Source organism: Arthrobacter sp. B3I4 (assembly GCF_030816855.1).
Taxonomy (GTDB): domain Bacteria; phylum Actinomycetota; class Actinomycetes; order Actinomycetales; family Micrococcaceae; genus Arthrobacter.
Genome location: NZ_JAUSYK010000001.1, coordinates 897,685 through 916,561, shown reverse-complemented (window position 1 = coordinate 916,561; position 18,877 = coordinate 897,685). Strand labels below are relative to the sequence as shown.

Here is an 18,877-nt window from a genome sequence, read left to right as displayed (position 1 = left end):
TGCTGCCGCAGCACGGCCCGCCTAGCCTTGTCCCTATGCCAAAACCCGCTCAGGGTGCCGTCGAACAGCACCTCGTTCTCGCTTCGGTCCGACAACCGGCGGAAGTGACGTTGTGTGACATTCTCATTACTGACGGCTCCGTTGCGCGGATCGCGCCGTCCGGATCACTGGGCCTGCCGCCCATGTCCCGGCGCGTGGACCTGGACGGCCGCTTCGTTATTCCGGGACTGTGGGATGAGCACGTCCACATGACCCAGTGGGCGCTGACTGCCGGCCGAATCGACCTGTCCGGCACCTCGTCTGCGCGTGAGACGGCCGACGTCGTCCGCCGTCACCTAGCCGGCCCCGCATCCCGGGGCGCCGCCACCGGGCCCGCTGGCCGCTCGACGCTGGTCGGCGTCGGCTTCAGGGACGCCGGCTGGGCGGACCTGCCCAGCCGTGAACTGCTCGACGTCGCCGCGGCCGGCGCCCCGGCCGCGCTGATCAGCCATGACCTGCACTGCGTCTGGCTCAACAGTGCCGCGGCCGCACGGTACGGGGTTGCGGTGGGCGACGACGGGCTGCTCCGGGAGGAACCTGCCTTTGAACTCACCCGCGAACTGGGACGGCTGCCCGAGGAGACGGTAGATGCAATGGTGTGCGACGCCGGCAAGGCAGCCGCTGCCCGCGGGATCGTCGGGGTGGTCGACTTCGAGATGGTCTGGAACCGGGACCCTTGGTTGCGGCGCATCGCCGCGGGCTTCGACTCCTTCCGGGTGGAGGCCGGCGTCTATCCGCAGGACCTGGACCGTGCCATCTCCGCGGAAATGCGGACAGGGGACCTGGTTCCGGGCAGCTGCGGACTCCTTCGCGTGGGCCCGTTGAAGGTACTGATTGACGGTTCTCTTAATACGCGCACCGCGTTCTGCGTCGACCCCTACCCGCACGGCGGTCGCGGGCTGCTCACGGTCAGCGAGACCGAGTTGTTGGAACTGTTGGTCAAGGCGAGGGAGGCCGGGTTCGTGCCGGCGGTGCACGCGATCGGCGACGGTGCCAACGAAGTGGCGCTGGATGCTTACGGGTCGGCCGGAATCAAGGGCAGGATTGAGCATGCCCAGTTTGTTCGGCAGCAGGACTTCGCCCGCTTCGGCGAGCTGGGTTTGACCGCCAGCGTACAGCCAGCCCACGCACTCGATGACCGCGACGCCGCCGACTCCAACTGGGCCGGCCGGACGGAGCGGGCCTTCCCGCTGCGTTCGCTGCTCGACGCCGGGGCTGTGCTGGCGCTCGGCTCGGACGCGCCGGTGGCACCCCTTGAACCGTGGGTCGCGATGTCCGCGGCCACCACGCGGGCGCGCGGCGACGGACGGCCGCCGTGGCACCCGGAGCAGGCGCTCACCCGCCAGGAAGCCCTCGCGGCATCCTCACGGGGGCGGCGCCGGATCAGCGTCGGGGACCCGGCCGACGTCGTCGTGCTCGACGCCGACCCGCTTGCCGTTTCGGACGCCGAATTTGCCGCGATGCCGGTGGGCGCGACGCTAGTGGCCGGCCGGTTTACCCATGGCGGCGGGATTTAGCCCTCCGGTTATCAAGCGCCCTTGACTCGGGCCTGGACCAGGTTCGCGAACGGCAGTTGACCGAACTCTGCCACGAATGCTGCGTGGTAGCGGGCCTCTTCCGCGGCGAGGTCCTGGAGGGGCAGTTCCTTCCACGCGATGATCAGTCTGGGGGCGCCGACGAGCTGCCAGATCAACCGCCCATCCCAGTGGCCCGGCGGCTTGCCTCTGCCGAAATCCACGAATTCCTGGATCTGCCGGCGGAGCCCGCGGTTGCCCTTGCTGCCGGGGCCAGCCTTGCCCAGATAAAGGACCTCCGCACCGTCGACCCATTCGACATCGAGCAGGTCGGCCTTCAGGGTGGGGTCCTTCTTTTTGAAGACGCCCGCCGTGCTTTTGGCGAGGAATTGCGGCCGGATGCTGTTGGGCGCTGACCCCTCGGGCAGCAGCACGGCGAAGATGCCCGGCTTCTGCGGGATCCGGTTGATATCGAGGTCCGAGAGGGACCGGAATCCGGTGAAGCCGTCGTGTTTTAGCGACGCTTTGGTGATCGGCATGGGGTTCCTCGGCTAAGGCGGACGTTCCCTAAAGCTTACGGATTCACCGTTCCCTGGCGACCGACCAATATTGTCAGCGGTGCCCGATAGCGTGTTTCCATGGACGGCAAGCGGGAGCCCGAAGTGGGCGGGATGTCAGCGAAGACGGACGCGGACGCAGCGCAGATCGCGGTGCGCCGCCCGCTTTCGGCAGACTCGGCCGCGCTGATTGCGGAGATCCGCGCCCTGGAGGACGAAAAGTCAGCTTTGGCTGCCCGTCAGGCCCGGCTCGCGGTCGCGTTTGACCTGGCCCAGCGGCGTGAACAAGCCGCCGCCGGGATCCCCGCCGACCAGCTCGGGACCGGGATCGCGGCGCAAATCGCCCTGGCCCGGCGGGAGTCCCCGGCCAAAGGCGGCCGGCTCCTGGGCCTGGCGAAAGCCCTCGTCACCGAAATGCCGCACACCCTCACCGCCCTGGAAACAGGGCACCTGAACGAATGGCGCGCCTCCGTCCTGGTCCGGGAAACCGCCTGCCTGCCCGCGGCCGACCGGACCGCCGTGGACGAAGAACTCGCCCCCGACACCGGCACCTTCGACGGCGCCGGGGACCGGGCCATCACCGCCGCAGCCCGCGCCGCCGCCTACCGCCGCGACCCCCGCTCCGTCACCCAGCGCGCCGCGCACGCCGCGACCGAACGCCGCATCAGCCTCCGCCCGGCACCGGACACCATGTGCTACCTCACCGCCCTGCTGCCCGTGGGCCAGGGCGTCGCCATGTACGCGGCCCTCACCCGGCACGCCGACACCCTCCGCTCCGGCGGAGACCCCCGCACCCGCGGCCAGCTGATGGCCGACACCCTCGTCGAACGCACCACCGGCACACCCGGCGGGATCAACGGAGTCGAAATCCAACTCGTCATGACCGACCGCACCCTCCTTCAAGCCGACAGCGAACCCGCCCGGCTCCCCGGCTACGGCATCGTCCCCGCCGGCTGGGCCCGGGAACTACTCAACGGACCGGCCGCCGGCACGGAGCCCGGCACCGGCAGCCCGGGCCCCAGCAGGGACGATCCGGCCTTCGCGACTTGGGTCCGGCGGCTCTACACCGCCCCCGGGACCGGGGACCTGGTCGCCATGGACTCCCGCGCCCGCATCTTCCCGCCCGGACTGCGCCGGTTCATCCAAACCCGCGACGACACCTGCCGCACACCCTACTGCGACGCCCCCATCCGGCACCTGGACCACATCATCCCCTGGCACAACGACGGACCGACCACCGCCAGCAACGGCGCCGGACTCTGCGAAGCCTGCAACCACACCAAAGAAACCCCCGGCTGGAGCGCGCAACCCAGACCCGGACCCGGCCGGCACACGATGGAACTCACCACCCCAACCGGGCACACCTACTACTCCACCGCGCCACCGCTACCGGAAACGGCGTATACGTCGGCGGCGGCATTCCGCCAGCGGCGAGAACTGCGACGCAAGGCAAAAGCGCGGAGATTGACGCAGCTGAGAGGCAATTCAGCGGGGCAGGGTCACCTGGATGTGCTCCGTACTTGAACAAGGTTGGCAAAGGGAAGCCGACCGTGTAACGCCACGAACTCCGCGTGGTACCGAGCTTCCGTCGCGTCTACTAGGTTCGGCGGAAGCTCCATCCAGGCAATCACCAACGCTTGGGAATCCGCGAGCTGCCAGAGCAACCTGCCTCCCCAGTGGCCCACCGGGAGACCGCGGCTAAAATCCGCGAATTCCTGAATCCTTTTGCGCAGACCGCGTCTTCCAGCCTTACCGGCACCTGCCTTGCCGATGTAGAGGACGTCAGCACCACCGATCCACTCAGCAGACAAGGCAGCCTTACTAAGGGAGGGGTCTTTGCCTTTGAATCGGCCGCCAGCGCTTGTCACTAAGAATCGTGGAACAAAGCCCTCCGGCATCAGTACCGCATAGACACCTGGCCCTTGCGGAATTTGGCTCAGTTCGAGCTCCGCAAACGAACGGAAGCCGGTGAAGCCAGCGGCAATGAGTGACTTTTTGTCGAAGTTCATGAGCGACAGTGTCGCAGAGGTTCGGCGCTGCCCAGCTAACCAACGTCCGCAGCCGTGGTGCAGACAGAGCCCCCGAGTTCGCGGTATTCCGTCCGGTCGCGGCCTCAGACACAGGGCCTGCAGGTACCTTCGCGATCTCGCTATGAGCTGGCCCGGACGACTGAACGTCCCGAACGACCCGAGCAAATCAGATGGTCACCTGCAGGCCTTATAAGCGTACTTCCGGGCTAGGGACTCCGGCTAGGGGGCTGCCGACTCTTCCGCGCCCTCCGAAAACGCGCTCCAACTCATGAGCGTAGAGTGGAAGAAGACGCCTGATTCTGGACGCCGAGTGCTGAGGGAGAAATCGTGACGATTGACTGGGACGAAAAGAAGACCCTGCTGCAGGAACCGAACATCGCCGCGGTGACGCAGCTTTGCGACGAACTGATGGAAAAGAAGCCGGGATCTGTGGTCCCATACATCGACCCCGTCCATGATGAGGACGAGTGCCGGATCGTCAGCCTCCATATAGCGCCCGGCAAGGGCACCGAGTCGGGCTTCGTCTCCCACTTCAATGACGACGAAGCCGCACGCCGGGCCACGTCCATCTACGAGGCCGTTGAGCTCGATCCGCGCTACGTGATGCCGTGGAACGCCTACCCGTGGGTCCGCGATCCCGAGCTCCCCTCCGCCCTGAATGTCCAGGAGAAGACCGACGGCTTGCGTCCCTTCCGCCAGTTCATGAAGATCAATAAGCGCACCTCCGCGATCATCGCCCACGGCGCCGACGCTCATGCGTTCCTGACGCTCTTCGAAAAGACCTACCACTCCTCGCTGAAGAACCGCGGCGTGAAGATCTACAAAGCCACCGCCCTCGGCGGCCGCGCCTTTGCAGTCTCCGCGGCCAAGCAGGAGGAGCTCCTTGCCAAGAACATCGCGGTTTATAAGGACGCGATGCAGCGGGCGGGCATCCAGCACCTCTAGGGGAATAGGGAGCGACGCATGTCGGGACCTTCCGGTTCCAAGCTCGCCATCGTCGGCGCCGGCAGTGTGGGCACTTCCCTGGCCTACGCCGCCCTGATCCGCGGCTCGGCGAGCCACGTCGCGCTCTTCGACGTGGACGCGGCCAAGGCGGGGGCGGAGGTCCTGGACCTGGCCCATGGCACCCAGTTCACCGCGGCGGCGGCGACCGTCAACGGCGGCGGGGACATCAGCGTCACCGAGGGCGCCGACGTCGTTGTCATCACGGCGGGGGCCAAGCAGGCACCCGGCCAGACCCGGCTGGACCTGGCCGGCACCAACATCCGCATCCTCGAAGACCTCATGCCCCGGCTGCTGAACCACGCACCGGACGCGGTCTACGTCCTGGTCACCAACCCCTGTGACGTCCTGACCGTCGCCGCGCAGAAGATCACCGGGCTGCCCGCGTCGCGGGTCTTCTCGTCCGGGACCGTGCTGGATACCTCGCGGCTGCGCTGGCTTTTGGCACGCCAGGCGGAAGTGGCGGTCAGCAGTGTCCACGCCAGCATGGTCGGCGAGCACGGTGACACCGAGTTTCCGGTGTGGTCCGGCGCGACCATCGGTCCGGTGCCGATCCGGGACTGGAAGGTCAACGGCGAGCGTCTCTTCACGCCCGGCTCCCTCGCCGCGACGGCCCGCGAGGTTACCCGTGCCGCTTACAAGGTGATCGCCGGCAAAGGTGCGACGAACTACGCGATAGGACTCTCGGGCGCCCGGATCGTGGAGGCGCTGCTGCGGGCCGAGAACGCGGTGCTGCCGGTGTCAACGGTGCTAGCCGGGCAGTTCGGGATCGACGGTGTGGCGCTGTCCCTGCCCAGCGTCGTGGGCAGCGGCGGTGTGCGCGCAGTGCTGGAGACGCCGATGGACGAGGGCGAAGTGGCCTCGCTCCACCACTGCGCGGAAACGCTTCGGCAGAGCCTCGCCTCCCTCGGGATCTGACTCAGCCGGTTCGAGGGGGCCGGGTCAGGGAACCAACCGCAGGAACCCGCGGAACGCGATGACCGGCACCACCGTTGAACCCGGTAGCCTGAAATGCGGCACACCGGACAGGAAGGGGAAGGACATGGCCACGCGAGGCAACCGGGGCATGGCTGCCGCCCTGCTTCGGACTGCGCTCCTGGCGGCCGTCCTCGCCGTGCTGGCTGGCTTCCTGGGCATGCATGTACTGGCGGGTTCTCACGCCGTCCACCCGTCACCTTCGCACCTGGCCGCCCAGGCCAAGGCCGCAGACCCGAGCCAAACCGCCTCAGGGCACTCAGCCGCGGTTCACCCTGTGTCGTCCCATGCGGCTGTTTACGGCCCGGGCTTTGCGGTCCACAAAGAGTCCTCCGACATCCCGGCATCGCCGTCGTGCTTCTGCGGCGGTGAGTGCGACGGCCAGACCACCGCGCACACGTCCTGCACGCCTGCACCACCGGGAGCTTCCCCGACCGCTCCCCCGCCGGCCTCAGCCCTGCGACCTGCCCAGCGCATCGCGCCGCCAACGGAACTGGCTCCAGCCGTAGCATTCTCACCAGTCACACCCACGCCCGGGGATTTGTCGATCAGCCGGACGTAGAGGCGGTCGGGCCGCGCTTCGGCGCCGCCCGCGCCCGCAGCCCTCAACCGGCTGCTGACCCACGTCGACGCCGGCATGAGCCGGATTTTTAAAGGACAGAACCACCATGAACAAAGCGCTGACACTTTCCGCGACCGCTTTCGCTGCCGCTCTCACCCTGGCTGGCTGCGCCAGCCCCGGCGGCAGCACCATGCCGGGCATGGACCACAGCATGGGTCCGAGCACGGCAGCCACAGCCGCCGACCACAACGCCCCGGACACGATGTTCGCGCAGGGAATGATTCCACACCATGCCCAGGCCGTCGAGATGAGCGAAATGATGCTCAAAAAGCAGGGCATCGACGCAAGGGTGACGGCCTTGGCTGGCCGAATCAAGGCAGCCCAGGGACCGGAGATCGAGCGGATGACCAGCTGGCTGGACAGCTGGAATGAAGCCACCCAGATGCCGGGCGGCCATGCAATGTCCGGCATGATGAGTGAGGATGACCTTCGGAAACTCGACGCCGCCACGGGCGCGGAAGCCGCGAAACTTTTCCTGACCCAGATGATCGCGCACCACGAGGGCGCCGTGGAGATGGCCAATACCGAGGTTCGAAGCGGCAATAATTCTGAGGCCATCAAGCTGGCCAAGGACGTCGCCGCGTCGCAGGCGGACGAGATCAAGGAAATGAAGGATTTGCTGGCCGTGCTCTAACCCTTCCCCGCCGGGGACCCGAACTGGCGGCCGCCGTAACGGAAGCACGGCAGCCGGATGGTTCGCCTAAGCTCGGAGGAACAGTTCCGTCGGCCCAGGCTGACGGAACTGTTCCATCCGGCTCAGCGACGAACCACTCGGGAGACACCTTATGACCAACTGGCGGATTAGGGATTTCCATTCGGCCGACTTGGACGGGATCCTGCACCTCTGGGAAACCCTCAAGGCCACAAACGTCGAACCGGTCTACGCGCTCTCCGAGGTCCTCGCCTCGTGCGAGAAGGACCACGCCGTGGTTGCGGTGCAGGGCGACCAGGTCGTCGGTGCCGCCGTCGGCCGGGCCGCGCACGATCAGGGCTGGATCGTTTTCCTGGCCACCCTCCCCGAGTTCCGGGGCCGCGGAATTGGCACCTCGCTACTGGCCGCCGTCGAAAACCGGATGGCCCCGCACGGGCTGAACAAGCTCTCGGCACTGATGCCGGAGTCCGAGACCCGCGTCGAGGCCTTCCTGGGCCGGGGCTTCGTACTGAAGAAGAACCTGCGCTACTTCGAACGCAAGATCCCGGTGCAGCGCCAGGAACTTGAACCGCTCAGCCAGCTCGGCGGCCGGATCCTGGCCCGCGACCTCTGGGAAAACGTCGCCGGGATGCGCAACGAAAAGGAACTCCTGGAGCGCCGCCTCGTGCTGCCGCTGGCGGAGGCGGACCTCGCTGACGAGTACGGTGTGGTCCCGCCGCGCGCTGTCGTGCTGTTCGGCCCGCCCGGTACCGGCAAGACGACCTTCGCCAAGGCGATTGCCTCCCGGCTGGAATGGCCCTTCGTCGAGGTCTTCCCGTCCCGGCTGGCCGCGGACCCGCTGGGCCTGGCCGGTGCGCTGCGGGAGACGTTCCTTGAGATCGCCGAGCTGGAACACGCCGTCGTCTTCATCGACGAGGTGGAAGAGATTGCCTCCCAGCGCGCCGGGGACCCGCCTTCTCCGCTGCAGGGCGTCACCAACGAACTGCTGAAAATAATCCCGGCGTTCCGCGAACAGCCCGGTCGGCTGCTGGTCTGCGCCACAAACTTCATCCGCGCCCTGGACTCGGCTTTTCTCCGCCACGGCCGCTTCGACTACGTCATTCCGATCGGACTGCCGGACCGTCTGGCCCGCGAAGCGATGTGGCAGCGCTTTATCCCGGCCACCGTGGTCGACGATGTCGACGTGGAGCTCCTGGTGGAGCGTACCGAGGGCTTCTCTCCCGCGGACATCGAGTACGCTGCCCGCAGCGCCTCCCAGCGGGCATTGGAGAAAGCCGTTTACGACGACGGCGGAGCCGCTTCCGGCGGACAGGTGTCCCTCCGGGAGTCGGTGCGGAAGGGACCTGTGACCCAGGACTATCTTGATGCGATCGCGGACACGCGGACCACGGTCAGCGATGAAGTCCACCAGCAGTTCCTCGAGGACATCGACCTGCTCGGCCGGGTCTAAGCGGCAGTCAGGGCGCGCTGTCGTAGGACAGGTTCTCGTAATCGGTGTCGTCCGCCTCGTCGAGCTGGTCGTCGAGTTCCTCCAGCAGCCAAGGGTTGATCCGGGCCAGGATTTTGCGGGTCTCCTCCACCGGGACGGCGGCGTAGAGCACCGGCCGGGCCTCGGCGTAGCGGGTGACCGGCGGCTTGTCCGGCCACTTCTCGACCAGCGCCCTGACCCGTTCCGGCAGGGAGTTGTGTGCGTTGTCCGCGATCTTGACCAGCGTCGCGTCGTGATCCTCGGCAATGTAGCGGATGCCGGCCTGGTAATCGTCAGGATTTTCGTGCAGGCGCTTCGTGACCCGCTCGATAATGTCCGCCGCCCGCTCGGAAACGCCCATATCCAGCAGCGCCTGCCGGGTCATCGGGGTGTCCTCGGCGATGTCGTGCAGGTAGCCGGCGATGCGGACGTCGTCGTCGAAGTCGGCTAGCGCGTCTCCGACGGCGAGCACGTGCTCGCGGTAGGGCCGTTTGAGCTTGTCCTTCTGCCGGTTGTGGGCCACCTCGGCCAGGACCTTGGCGGTCTCGACGGTGAACCCGCGCCCGGCCGCGCGCGCCTCTTCAAATTCTGGTTGTGACATGGTTCCAGCCTACGCGCCGGGCTCGGCCAGCCCCGGCCATACCCACGGCCTCCGCGGCAGTGCCGCCGGATCGAAGACAGCAAGCGCGGCCTGCAGGGGCCCCGGCGGCAACCCGAGCGAGACCAGCAGCGCATCGCGTACCCGGTCCACGCCTATGCCAGCGCCGGCGAGGTCGGCGAGCGTGACCGCGCCGTCCCGCTTGGCCAGCCGGGCTCCGTCGGCGTTGAAAACAAGGGGCACATGCGCATATTCCGGAACTGGAATATGCAGCAGCGAGGCCAGGTATGCTTGCCGCGGGGTGGATGGCAGCAGGTCGTCGCCCCGCACCACCTGGTCGATCCCCTGGGCCGCGTCGTCGACCACCACGGCCAGGTTGTAGGCGGTCACCCCGTCGTTGCGGCGCAGCACAAAGTCATCCACCGCCCCGGTAAAGCTACCGTGCAGGAGGTCCTCCACGGTCACTTCGGAGACGGCCGAGCGAAGCCGCAGGGCTGCGGGGCGGAGCGAACGTTTGGCGGCACGTTCCGCGGCAGTCAAGTTCCGGCACGTCCCCGGATAGGCGCCCTGAGGGGCATGCGGCGCTGACGGCGCCTCCTGGATTTCACGCCGGGTGCAGAAGCATTCGTACGTCAGCCCCGCCTCGGTCAACCGCCCGATCGCCGCCGTGTAGAGATGCTCGCGATCCGTCTGACGAACGACGCCGCCGTCCCAGGTGACGCCGATGGCGGCCAGGTCGCGGAGCTGCTCGGCCTCGGCACCGGCGCGGGCCCGGTCCAGATCCTCCACCCGCAGGAGAAAGCGGCGGCCGGTGGAGCGGGCGAAAAACCAGGCAAGAAGGGCGGTACGAAGGTTGCCCACGTGGAGCTCACCGGAGGGGCTGGGGGCAAAGCGTCCGGCGGAGTTCATGGCACCAGCCTATGCCGGGCAACGCAAGAGCCCCTCAGCCACCGATGACTTCGGGCGTCCGACGTCGGGGGCTCAGGGGCTCTTGCCGTAAAGGTGTGCGGAAAGACGATGCTGTGAACAAGAGTCGATCAGCGGCGGGCTCCTTGCGGGTGCCTTTCTTCAGGGTCCGGGAGGTGTACCGGTGATCCTGTAGCCTGCGGGATGCCGGCGGTGGCCCGCATCCCTTTGTTGCCACAATTTCAACAGAACGCCTACAGTTGGTGCAACGGGCAGCGGGTCGACTGGTCAGACTGACCGGAAGTCGGACGCTTAACGAACAGGGAGTGGTCAGATTGCAGCAACTGGACGCGACCGATCGGCGCATTCTCCTGGCTCTCGATGCCGATCCCCGGGTGCCGATCATGGTCCTGGCCCAAAGACTTGGCCTGGCCCGCGGCACAGTCCAGTCCCGGCTGGAGCGGATGACAGCGTCGGGAGCCCTCCGGGCCAACAGCAGCCGGGTGGTGCCGTCGGCGCTGGGGCGCGGAGTCGCGGCGGCAGTGAGCGCGGAACTGGACCAGAGCCACCTGGACGAAGCGATCGCCGCGCTGCGGAACATCCCGGAAGTGCTGGAATGCCACGCCCCCGCCGGGGACACCGACCTGCTGATCCGGGTCGTGGCGTCCAGCCCCGACGATCTCTACCGGGTCTCGGAGGAGATCCGCCTGTGCCCGGGCATCGTACGGACCTCCACCAGCATGTTCCTGCGCGAGGTCATTCCGTACCGAACAACTGGACTGCTGGGCGGCTGACTGCCAAGTCAGACCGGCGGCCCGGCGTAAGCCTTCAGGTTTTTCATCACCAGCGTCGAGGTGAGCCGCTCCACTCCCGGCAGTGAGGTCAGTTCCGCGTCGTAGAACCGCTGGTATGCCGGCAAATCCTCAGCGATGACCCTGAGCAGGTAGTCCGGTTCGCCGAACAACCGCTGCGCTTCGACAATGTTGGGGTTCTCCGCCACCCGGTTCTCAAAGATCTCCATGGTGGCGCGGTCGACCTGCCGCAGCGTGACGAACACGATCGCCTCGAAGCCGAGGCCAACGGCGGCCGGGTCGATGTCGGCCCGGTAGCCGCGGATCACGCCGGACTTCTCCAGGTCCCGGAGCCTGCGGTGGCACGGGGCGACCGTCAGCCCGACCTTCGCCGCGAGCGCCGTCGCAGTCATCCGCCCGTCCTCACGCAGGTGGCGCAAAATATTTCTGTCGATATGGTCAATCACGCAAGAACCTTACTGTCGACGCGTGGTTGTGAGCAAGATTGGTAAGCACTTGTGGCCTCCAACTTCCTAGGCTTAAACCTGCCAGCCAGTTAAGGAGACCCCTTGAACCCCGAGCTTTTTCTCACGTTTATCGGCGTCGCCGTCGCCTTGGCCTGCACCCCCGGCGTTGACTGGGCCTTCTCGATCGCAGCAGGTCTGCAGGAACGCAGCTTCGTCCCGGCCGTTGGCGGCCTTTGCGGAGGCTACGTCGTGCATACCACCCTCCTGGTAGCCGGTCTCGCGGCGGTGATCACCGGGATGCCTGGTCTGCTCAGCTGGCTGACGGCGGCGGGGGCTGGATACCTGTTGTGGCTCGGCGTCGCCACCATGCGCTCGTGGCGCGACGCCAGCTTCTCGACCCGGCCGGCCGGCGGGCCAGCGGCGCCGGCGAGTGCATCCGCCGCGGCCCGCGTCCAGCCAGTTCCGCGTCTTCCTGCGGGGCATGGGCACCAGTGGCATCAACCCCAAGGGCCTGCTTTTCTTCGTCGCCCTGGTGCCGCAGTTTGTCAGCCCGCACGCCGCGCTGTCCGTCCCGTTGCAGTCGGCAGTCATGGGCCTGACGTTCGTGCTGCTCGTCGCCGTCGTGTACACGTGCGTGGCGCTGCTGGCCCGACGGCTCCTGCACTCCCGCCCCGGTGCGGCCCGGCGGGTGACGCTCGCCAGCGGGGTGATCATGGTGGCCCTGGGCCTGGTCCTGCTCATCGAGCAGCTGGTCCCGCTGATCGGCAGGCTTGGCGCGTTCGCCTGACAGCAGCCCGCGCCTTACGCCCGCGGTTTGAGCTGCCAGGGATCAGTCGCCGTCCAGCTGCTTCCATTCCTGCTCCCACAGCCTGCGTTCTTCCACGTCCTTGCGGATGACGTCGAAGGTCTCGAGTTCGGCGGGCCGTCCCCGCAGCCAGTCGAGGGGATTCAACGTCTTGCGTCCGTTGTCCAACAGCAGCAGGGCCCGGTCCGTGAGAGCGTCATTACGGAGCGCCATGTGGGTCTTCCGCCGGCGAAGGACCTCCGTCAGCGCCGTCTGGGCGTCTTTGCCGGCACCAAGGCGGCGGAGTGACCGCGCACGGATCAGCAACAGCGCGGCGGAGAGGTCATCGGCATTGAGCAACCCCTGCGTCCAGACGGCCACTTCTCGATCCCGCCCCAAGGAGAAAGCCGCAGAGCACCGGGCCAGAGCCGCCGGCAGCGACGGTGGAAGCGAGGCCACGGTCTGCAACGCCGTTTCGAGGCGTCCTGTCTCCCGGAGGGAATGTGAAAGCGCCAGGAACACCGCTTCCTCACTGAAGAGAACCGGAACCTCGATGCGCTCGGCTACTTCGACCCGGGTGACTAGCCGGGTCAGATAGCCCGCCGCGAACTGGTTGGCGTCGTCGTCGTTCCTGGTGGTGAGCCCCCGCTGGAGGAGTTCGGCGGCACGCAGGTAGCCGCCCTGCTTGTGGGCCAGGAGCCCGGCCATGACGTAGCAGAGTCCGGCCCAGCCGGGGTAGGCGCGGCCCGTGGAGATCAGCTGGTTCGGGTCGGCGTTGTGGAAGACCCCCTCGTACACCGCCCTGGCCGCTTTCCCGGGCATCCGCTTGAGCCGGGGAATGGGCCCGTCCACGCTGAGCAGCGCCGCGTTCCGGCCGCCCAGTACGGTGTGCAGGACGCCGCCGACGCCGTCCGCGATGTCCCGCACCGGCGTGCGGACCTGCGGGCTGCCGAACGGGGTAAGGTCGCGGGTTTCGCGGTAGATAGGTCCTGCGGGCTGTCCGGCGCTCATGGTGTCATGCTAGTAGCGCAGCCTTGGCGGCTGCTGGAAGGGCTAACTGGCCGCTGCGATCCAGACGCCGATCACCCATGTGCTGGCAGCCAGGCATGCCAACCCGAATTCGACGATCATGCCCAGGCCCGTGGCCTTCAGCGCCGCCCAGCTCGAGGTGACGGCGGTACCCCAGGCCCGGGTTCGGTGCAGCTCACTGAGCAGCAGGCCGGCCGCAAAGCCGACTACGAGCCCCACCACCGGGATGAGAAACATACCGACGACGCCGAACACCAGGCCGGTGATGACCGAACGGCCGGGAATGCTGTGCTGCTTGAGCTTCCGCCCGGTCAGCACTGCACTGGCCGCCATGCCGGCCAACACCAGCACCACGCCGATTCCGAAGACCACCCAGCCGGTGGTCCCGGCACCGCCCCAGACCGCCCACGCCAGCAGGCTCAGGGCGATCAGGACGCTGCCGGGCAGCACGGGAATAATGATGCCAGCCACGCCCACCAGAATCGCCAGGCCGCAGAGGATCGTCACAACGGTTTCGGGGTTCATCGCCCCAGTCTATGGCTGGCCGCCGGACTGGCCCGCTACGGCAGCTCCACCGCAGCGGCGACGGCGGCCGAGACGGCCGGAGCCACCCGCGGGTCCAGCGGGCTGGGCACAATATAGTCAGCTGAAAGCTTGTCCCCGGTCAGTCCGGCGATGGCCCGGGCCGCCGCCAGCTTCATCGCCGGGGTGATCCGGCGGGCACCGGCGTCGAGGGCGCCGCGGAAGATCCCGGGGAACGCCAGCACATTGTTGATCTGGTTCGGGAAGTCGCTGCGGCCGGTGGCGACGACGGCGGCGTACTTTGCGGCAACGTCCGGCAGCACCTCAGGGTCCGGGTTGGAGAGGGCAAAGACGATCGCGTCCTGGTTCATCTGTTTCAGGTGCTCCTCGTCCAGCCGGGAGGAGGAAACGCCGATGAAGACGTCGGCGCCGAGGAGCGCCTCACCGGGTCCGCCCGCAACGCCGCGGGGGTTGCTGCGAGCCGCGAGCTGGGCCTTTTTGCTGGCCGGGTCCGCGGCGATGTCCGCGCGGTCCCGGTTGATGATCCCGCGGGAGTCCAGCAGCACGACGTCTTGAATTCCGGCCGTCAGCAGAATCTCGGCGACGGCGATCCCGGCGGCGCCGGCACCGGAGACCACAACGCGGAGTCCCTCGAGTTGGCGTCCTGTCACTTTCGCGGCGCCGGTGAGCGCCGCGAGGACGACGACGGCGGTGCCGTGCTGGTCATCGTGCATGACCGGGCAGTCGAGGGCCTCGATCAGCTTCTCCTCAAGCTCGAAGCAGCGCGGCGCGGACACGTCCTCAAGGTTGACGGCCCCGAAGCTGGGCCGGAGCCGGACGAGCGTCTCGACGATTTCATCGACGTCGGTGGTGTTGAGGACCAGCGGAATCGAATCCAAGTCGCCGAACGCCTTGAACAGAGCGGACTTGCCCTCCATTACGGGCAGTGAGGCGCTCGCCCCGATATCGCCGAGCCCGAGGACGGCGGTGCCGTCGCTGACCACAACAACGAGCCGCTGGGCCCAGGTCAGGGTCTTGGCGAGCTCCGGGTCGGCCGCGATGGCGCGGCTGACCTGGGCGACGCCGGGAGTGTAGGCGATCGAGAGATCCCGCTTGCTGTCCAGCGGAACGGTGCTGGCGATGGAAAGCTTGCCGCCCTGATGCGAGGCGAAGATTTCCTGATCGGTGAGCGCGGCAAAAGGCGCTTCTGCGGCGCCGTCGGGGGAAGTGGAAAGGATTGTTTCAGTGGACACGTCGTTGTCTCCTGGGGCTTACCGTGGGCATACGGCACTTGGCTGCCTGGGCACCGGGGTACCCAGGATGGTCATTGGGGAAGTCGTGCGGCGGTCCCTGGGTGGTGGGACTGCGGCCGGGGCTTCCGGAAGTGCTGGCATGGCGCCGCTCCGGTTCTGCCATCGTAAACAAACACGCCCGCGTCCGGATAACCCGGCCGGACATTTTTGGGTAACTGGTCTAGACCGGCAGCCAGTCCGAGCATCCCTAGCGGCCCACTCGGAGCGGGCGTAACGGCGACCCTCGGTTTCTCTGGCTATCTCCGTCGTCCCCGTGAGCGGGATAAAGAGAAGTCTGTCTGAACTTGCCAGTAGTGTCGTCCTCGCACCTCCGCCTGGAGGCATCATCACTTGTTCCATGGGGGAATGAATTTTGTTATCACCGAAGCAACGACTCGCCGGCATCAAGTTGGCGGGCCTAGCGACCGCGGCAGCCCTCGCATTAAGTGGCTGTAACGCCGCTACAGCGCAGCCAACGACGGGCGACGCCACGTCCGATCCCGATTCCGGCACCAGCGACGCCGTCGTCGTTCGAATCATCGACGGGGATACCTTCGTCGCTTCCACTGACGGGGCCGAGAAAACGGTCCGGCTCTTGAATGTCGATACACCGGAAACCAAGGATCCGAACCAGCCTGTCGAGTGCATGGGTCCCGAAGCAACACAAGCCTTGGAGAAGCTCCTACCGGTTGGAGCCAAAGTCCGGCTGGAGCTGGACCAGGAACCACATGACAAATACGGGCGGACATTGGCCGGTGTTCTTGACTCTTCTGGCCGGCTGATAAACGCGGAAGTTGCCCGCCAAGGGCTCGGTGTTCCGGCGCTCTTCGAACCCAACAGGAAGTTTTACCAGCCTGTGGTTGACGCGTTCGAGGAGGCCCGCAAGGCGGGCGCGGGACTCAACTCGAGCAGTATTGCGTGCCTTCCTGCCCAGCAGGTGGACAAAGCGACCAAGGCCGTCGAAGCGCTGGTGGCAGGGCCTCTCGCCGATACAGATGTCGATCTTGACAAAGGTCATACTGGGCTGGTCGCTGCACTGGCTGTTGTGGCCGCACTAAAAGCCGCCGCAGACGCGAAGAAACTGGTTTCCTGGGCGGCCTACCAACCTTCCCAAGTCAAGGCCATGGTGAACCGGTTGACGGCGGCCAGCGCCAGCGGCTCCGCGCGCCAGACTGACATTGCGAAGAGGAAGACGGCCCTGGCTCAGGCTGCTGCCGATGCTACGCGCCGGGCTGCCGAGGCTAAGGCGGCCGCGGAAGCTAGTGCCGCAGCCGCCGCAGCCGAGGCGGAGCGGGTGCGAAACCTGCCGCCGGCGCCCGCCCCGTATGTCCCGCCCGCCTATGTGCCGCCCGCTTATGTCCCTCCTGCCGCCCAGGCCCCCGCCCCTAACCCCTACCCGGGATACACGGGGCCGCGCTGTTACGCTCCGGGTGGAAGATCATGGACTCCGTGCAGTAAGAAGTAGGTCAGGGACCGGGACTCCTGGTTCTTGTTCAACCCGCCGCAGCGCATATGTGGAAGAACCAGGAGAAACCCTTGATCGACTCCCCCATCGACCCCGTCAACACCGCCGACCTCTACGACGAGCGGGGCGAGGAGCTGGACTCTCTCGCGCTGCAGTTCCAGTCGCTGGGGGGCCATACGCACTTCAGCGGCCCGGTCCGGACCATCCGCTGCTTCGAGGACAACGCGCTGGTCAAGGCCGCGCTGGCGACGCCGGGCAACGGCGCGGTTCTCGTCGTCGACGGCGGAGGTTCGCTGCGCACCGCCCTGATGGGGGACCTGATCGCGGCGAGCGCCGTCGAGAACGGTTGGGCCGGCGTCGTAATCAACGGCGCCATCCGCGACCGGGTGGCAATCGCCGGGCTGCCGCTGGGCGTGAAAGCCCTGGGAAGCAACCCCCGTAAGAGTGCCAAGGCGGGAGCTGGCGAGACCGGCGTGGAGCTGGAGATCGACGGCGTTACCGTCCGGCCGGGCCGGCAGATCTGGTGCGACCCCGACGGGGTCCTGCTGGAGCGCTGAGCAGCCTCATTAACGTATGTTTCACCTCACTTTTCCGTCCCGTGTGACAGGCACCTCGGCGGCACCGGTGTAAGACTGGGTAGTTGCGGCCGCTGGCCGTGGACCGCGAACTGCCGAGGGAGCCTTATGACCACCACCCAGGACCAGACCGCCGCCAAGATCCCCAAGCGGGTCATCTGGCTCGCCGTGGCGGGCGCCGTCGGCGGCTTCCTCTTCGGCTTCGACTCCTCCGTCGTCAACGGCGCCGTCGACGCCATCAAGGACGAATTTGCGCTCAGTGAGGCCGTGACCGGCTTCGCCGTCGCGGTGGCCCTGCTGGGCTGCGCGGCCGGCGCTTACCTCGCCGGCAAGGTCGCGGACCGCTACGGCCGCATCCCGGCCATGAAGATCGGCGCACTGCTGTTTCTGGTCAGTGCCTTCGGCACCGGCTTTGCCTTCGGCGTCTGGGACCTGATTTTCTGGCGCCTCGTGGGCGGCCTGGGCATCGGCCTTGCCTCGGTGATCGCGCCGGCGTACATTCCCGAGATCTCGCCGCGGCACGTCCGGGGCCGCCTGGCCTCGCTGCAGCAACTCGCCATCACCACCGGTATCTTCGCCGCACTGCTCTCTGACGCCCTGTTCGCGAACTTCGCCGGCGGCGCCGACCAGAACCTCTGGCTCGGCATAGAGGCGTGGCGCTGGATGTTTATCGCCGCCGCGGTCCCCGCCGTCGTCTACGGCTGGATTGCCTTCACGCTGCCCGAATCACCTCGGTTCCTGGTGTTCAAGGGCAAGGAGGAGGAAGCGAGCAAGATCTTCGAATCAATCGCGCCGGAGGAGGATACCGACCGCCAGTTGCGCGACATCAGGCAGGCCATCGAGGACGACAAGCTTGCCGGCCAGAAGGGCTCACTGCGAGGCAAAGCCCTGGGCCTCCAGCCGGTGGTCTGGATCGGCATCATCTTGTCGGTGCTGCAGCAGTTCGTCGGCATCAACGTGATCTTCTACTACTCAACAACGCTGTGGAAGGCGGTCGGCTTCCAGGAAAAGGATTCGCTGACCATCTCCGTCGCCACCGCCATCACCAACATCCTGGTCACCCTCGTGGCCATTGCGCTCGTGGACCGGATCGGCCGCCGCCCCATCCTGCTGGCAGGTTCGATCGGCATGGCCGTCTCGCTGGCGACGATGGCATTCGCGTTCGGCTCCGCCACCGGTTCCGGCGACGCGATCAGCCTTCCGGGCGGGTGGGGACCGGCCGCCCTCGTGGCCGCGAACGTCTTCGTGATCAGCTTCGGGGCTTCCTGGGGACCGCTGGTGTGGGTGCTGCTGGGCGAAATTTTCCCGTCCCGCATCCGTGCCCGCGCCCTCGGCCTGGCCGCGGCCGCCCAGTGGATCGCCAACTTCGCCATTACGCTGAGCTTCCCGGTGATGGCAGCCGCTTCACTGCCGCTGACCTACGCCATGTACGCCCTCTTCGCGGCGGCGTCGTTCTTCTTCGTGATGTTCAAGGTGCCGGAAACCAACGGCATGGCGCTGGAGCACGCCGAGACGCTCTTCGTGCCGAAGGGCTCGGCCAAGAAGTAGCCCCGCCCCTGGCGCGAACGGGCACTTGAGGCCCCTGTTTC

Annotated in this window: 18 protein-coding genes and 1 pseudogene; 11 read left to right on the top strand and 8 right to left on the bottom strand. The window is 67.1% G+C overall.

Annotated elements, in window-relative coordinates:
• The first annotated feature begins 35 nt into the window (after positions 1-35).
• Entirely contained in the window at positions 36-1,556 is a 1,521-nt protein-coding gene (locus tag QFZ61_RS04365) for an amidohydrolase (protein ID WP_307033653.1), read from the top strand.
• An 11-nt stretch (positions 1,557-1,567) separates the two neighbouring features.
• Here the strand turns inward: QFZ61_RS04365 and QFZ61_RS04360 are convergent, their stop codons facing one another.
• On the bottom strand, positions 1,568-2,092 hold the full coding sequence (locus tag QFZ61_RS04360) for a hypothetical protein (RefSeq protein WP_307033651.1): 525 nt from the start codon (positions 2,090-2,092) through the stop codon (positions 1,568-1,570).
• A 132-nt stretch (positions 2,093-2,224) separates the two neighbouring features.
• Between QFZ61_RS04360 and QFZ61_RS04355 the strand changes: the two genes are divergently transcribed.
• On the top strand, positions 2,225-3,634 hold the full coding sequence (locus QFZ61_RS04355; RefSeq protein WP_307038001.1) for an HNH endonuclease signature motif containing protein: 1,410 nt from the start codon (positions 2,225-2,227) through the stop codon (positions 3,632-3,634).
• Here QFZ61_RS04355 and QFZ61_RS04350 read toward each other — a convergent pair.
• The gene (locus QFZ61_RS04350) at positions 3,610-4,119 is read right to left on the bottom strand and encodes a hypothetical protein (protein WP_307033649.1); all 510 of its coding nucleotides are present in this window, start codon (positions 4,117-4,119) and stop codon (positions 3,610-3,612) included. The genes QFZ61_RS04355 and QFZ61_RS04350 overlap by 25 nt on opposite strands.
• Before the next feature lie 348 nt (positions 4,120-4,467).
• On the opposite strand from QFZ61_RS04350, the gene QFZ61_RS04345 reads away from it, so the two are divergent.
• From QFZ61_RS04345 to QFZ61_RS04330, 4 genes are all read left to right on the top strand, one after another.
• The gene (locus tag QFZ61_RS04345; RefSeq protein ID WP_307033647.1) at positions 4,468-5,085 is read left to right on the top strand and encodes a uracil-DNA glycosylase; all 618 of its coding nucleotides are present in this window, start codon (positions 4,468-4,470) and stop codon (positions 5,083-5,085) included.
• Between the two features lie 18 nt (positions 5,086-5,103).
• A complete protein-coding gene (locus tag QFZ61_RS04340; protein ID WP_307033645.1) occupies positions 5,104-6,060 on the top strand; it encodes an L-lactate dehydrogenase in 957 nt (318 codons plus the stop codon).
• A 725-nt stretch (positions 6,061-6,785) separates the two neighbouring features.
• Positions 6,786-7,373, top strand: coding sequence for a DUF305 domain-containing protein (locus QFZ61_RS04335; RefSeq protein ID WP_307033643.1), 588 nt, complete (start codon positions 6,786-6,788; stop codon positions 7,371-7,373).
• 151 nt (positions 7,374-7,524) lie between these two features.
• A complete protein-coding gene (locus tag QFZ61_RS04330) occupies positions 7,525-8,841 on the top strand; it encodes an ATP-binding protein (protein WP_307033640.1) in 1,317 nt (438 codons plus the stop codon).
• A gap of 7 nt (positions 8,842-8,848) precedes the next feature.
• Here QFZ61_RS04330 and QFZ61_RS04325 read toward each other — a convergent pair whose 3' ends face one another.
• Together QFZ61_RS04325 and gluQRS are read right to left on the bottom strand one after the other, a co-directional pair.
• Positions 8,849-9,460 (bottom strand): HD domain-containing protein, encoded by a 612-nt coding sequence (locus QFZ61_RS04325; RefSeq protein WP_307033638.1) that lies wholly within the window; start codon positions 9,458-9,460, stop codon positions 8,849-8,851.
• Between the two features lie 9 nt (positions 9,461-9,469).
• Positions 9,470-10,366, bottom strand: coding sequence for a tRNA glutamyl-Q(34) synthetase GluQRS (gluQRS, locus tag QFZ61_RS04320; protein ID WP_307033636.1), 897 nt, complete (start codon positions 10,364-10,366; stop codon positions 9,470-9,472).
• Between the two features lie 332 nt (positions 10,367-10,698).
• Here gluQRS and QFZ61_RS04315 point away from each other — a divergent pair, with 332 nt between their 5' ends.
• Positions 10,699-11,157 (top strand): Lrp/AsnC family transcriptional regulator, encoded by a 459-nt coding sequence (locus tag QFZ61_RS04315; RefSeq protein WP_307037999.1) that lies wholly within the window; start codon positions 10,699-10,701, stop codon positions 11,155-11,157.
• Positions 11,158-11,165: 8 nt separating this feature from the next.
• Here QFZ61_RS04315 and QFZ61_RS04310 read toward each other — a convergent pair whose 3' ends face one another.
• Complete coding sequence (locus tag QFZ61_RS04310; protein WP_307033634.1) at positions 11,166-11,621, bottom strand: Lrp/AsnC family transcriptional regulator; 456 nt, start codon at positions 11,619-11,621, stop codon at positions 11,166-11,168.
• A 102-nt stretch (positions 11,622-11,723) separates the two neighbouring features.
• Between QFZ61_RS04310 and QFZ61_RS16940 the strand changes: the two are divergent.
• Positions 11,724-12,408 (top strand): annotated as a pseudogene (locus QFZ61_RS16940) (LysE family translocator).
• A 42-nt stretch (positions 12,409-12,450) separates the two neighbouring features.
• Here the strand turns inward: QFZ61_RS16940 and QFZ61_RS04295 are convergent.
• The 3 genes from QFZ61_RS04295 to QFZ61_RS04285 are packed head-to-tail and all read right to left on the bottom strand — an operon-like array spanning position 12,451 to position 15,194.
• The gene (locus QFZ61_RS04295; protein WP_307033631.1) at positions 12,451-13,416 is read right to left on the bottom strand and encodes a hypothetical protein; all 966 of its coding nucleotides are present in this window, start codon (positions 13,414-13,416) and stop codon (positions 12,451-12,453) included.
• 42 nt (positions 13,417-13,458) lie between these two features.
• Positions 13,459-13,959, bottom strand: coding sequence for a DUF456 domain-containing protein (locus tag QFZ61_RS04290; protein WP_307033629.1), 501 nt, complete (start codon positions 13,957-13,959; stop codon positions 13,459-13,461).
• 35 nt (positions 13,960-13,994) lie between these two features.
• Positions 13,995-15,194 (bottom strand): NADP-dependent malic enzyme, encoded by a 1,200-nt coding sequence (locus QFZ61_RS04285; protein WP_373427189.1) that lies wholly within the window; start codon positions 15,192-15,194, stop codon positions 13,995-13,997.
• A 427-nt stretch (positions 15,195-15,621) separates the two neighbouring features.
• On the opposite strand from QFZ61_RS04285, the gene QFZ61_RS04280 reads away from it, so the two are divergent.
• From QFZ61_RS04280 to QFZ61_RS04270, 3 genes are all read left to right on the top strand, one after another.
• Entirely contained in the window at positions 15,622-16,713 is a 1,092-nt protein-coding gene (locus QFZ61_RS04280; protein ID WP_307033625.1) for a thermonuclease family protein, read from the top strand.
• Positions 16,714-16,784: 71 nt separating this feature from the next.
• Positions 16,785-17,270 carry a ribonuclease E activity regulator RraA gene (rraA, locus tag QFZ61_RS04275; RefSeq protein WP_373427128.1) on the top strand — a complete coding sequence of 162 codons (486 nt, stop codon included), beginning with the start codon at positions 16,785-16,787 and terminating at the stop codon, positions 17,268-17,270.
• Positions 17,271-17,396: 126 nt separating this feature from the next.
• Positions 17,397-18,836: a sugar porter family MFS transporter gene (locus QFZ61_RS04270; RefSeq protein ID WP_307033623.1), complete on the top strand. Its 1,440-nt coding sequence runs from the start codon at positions 17,397-17,399 to the stop codon at positions 18,834-18,836.
• Positions 18,837-18,877 lie beyond the last annotated feature (41 nt).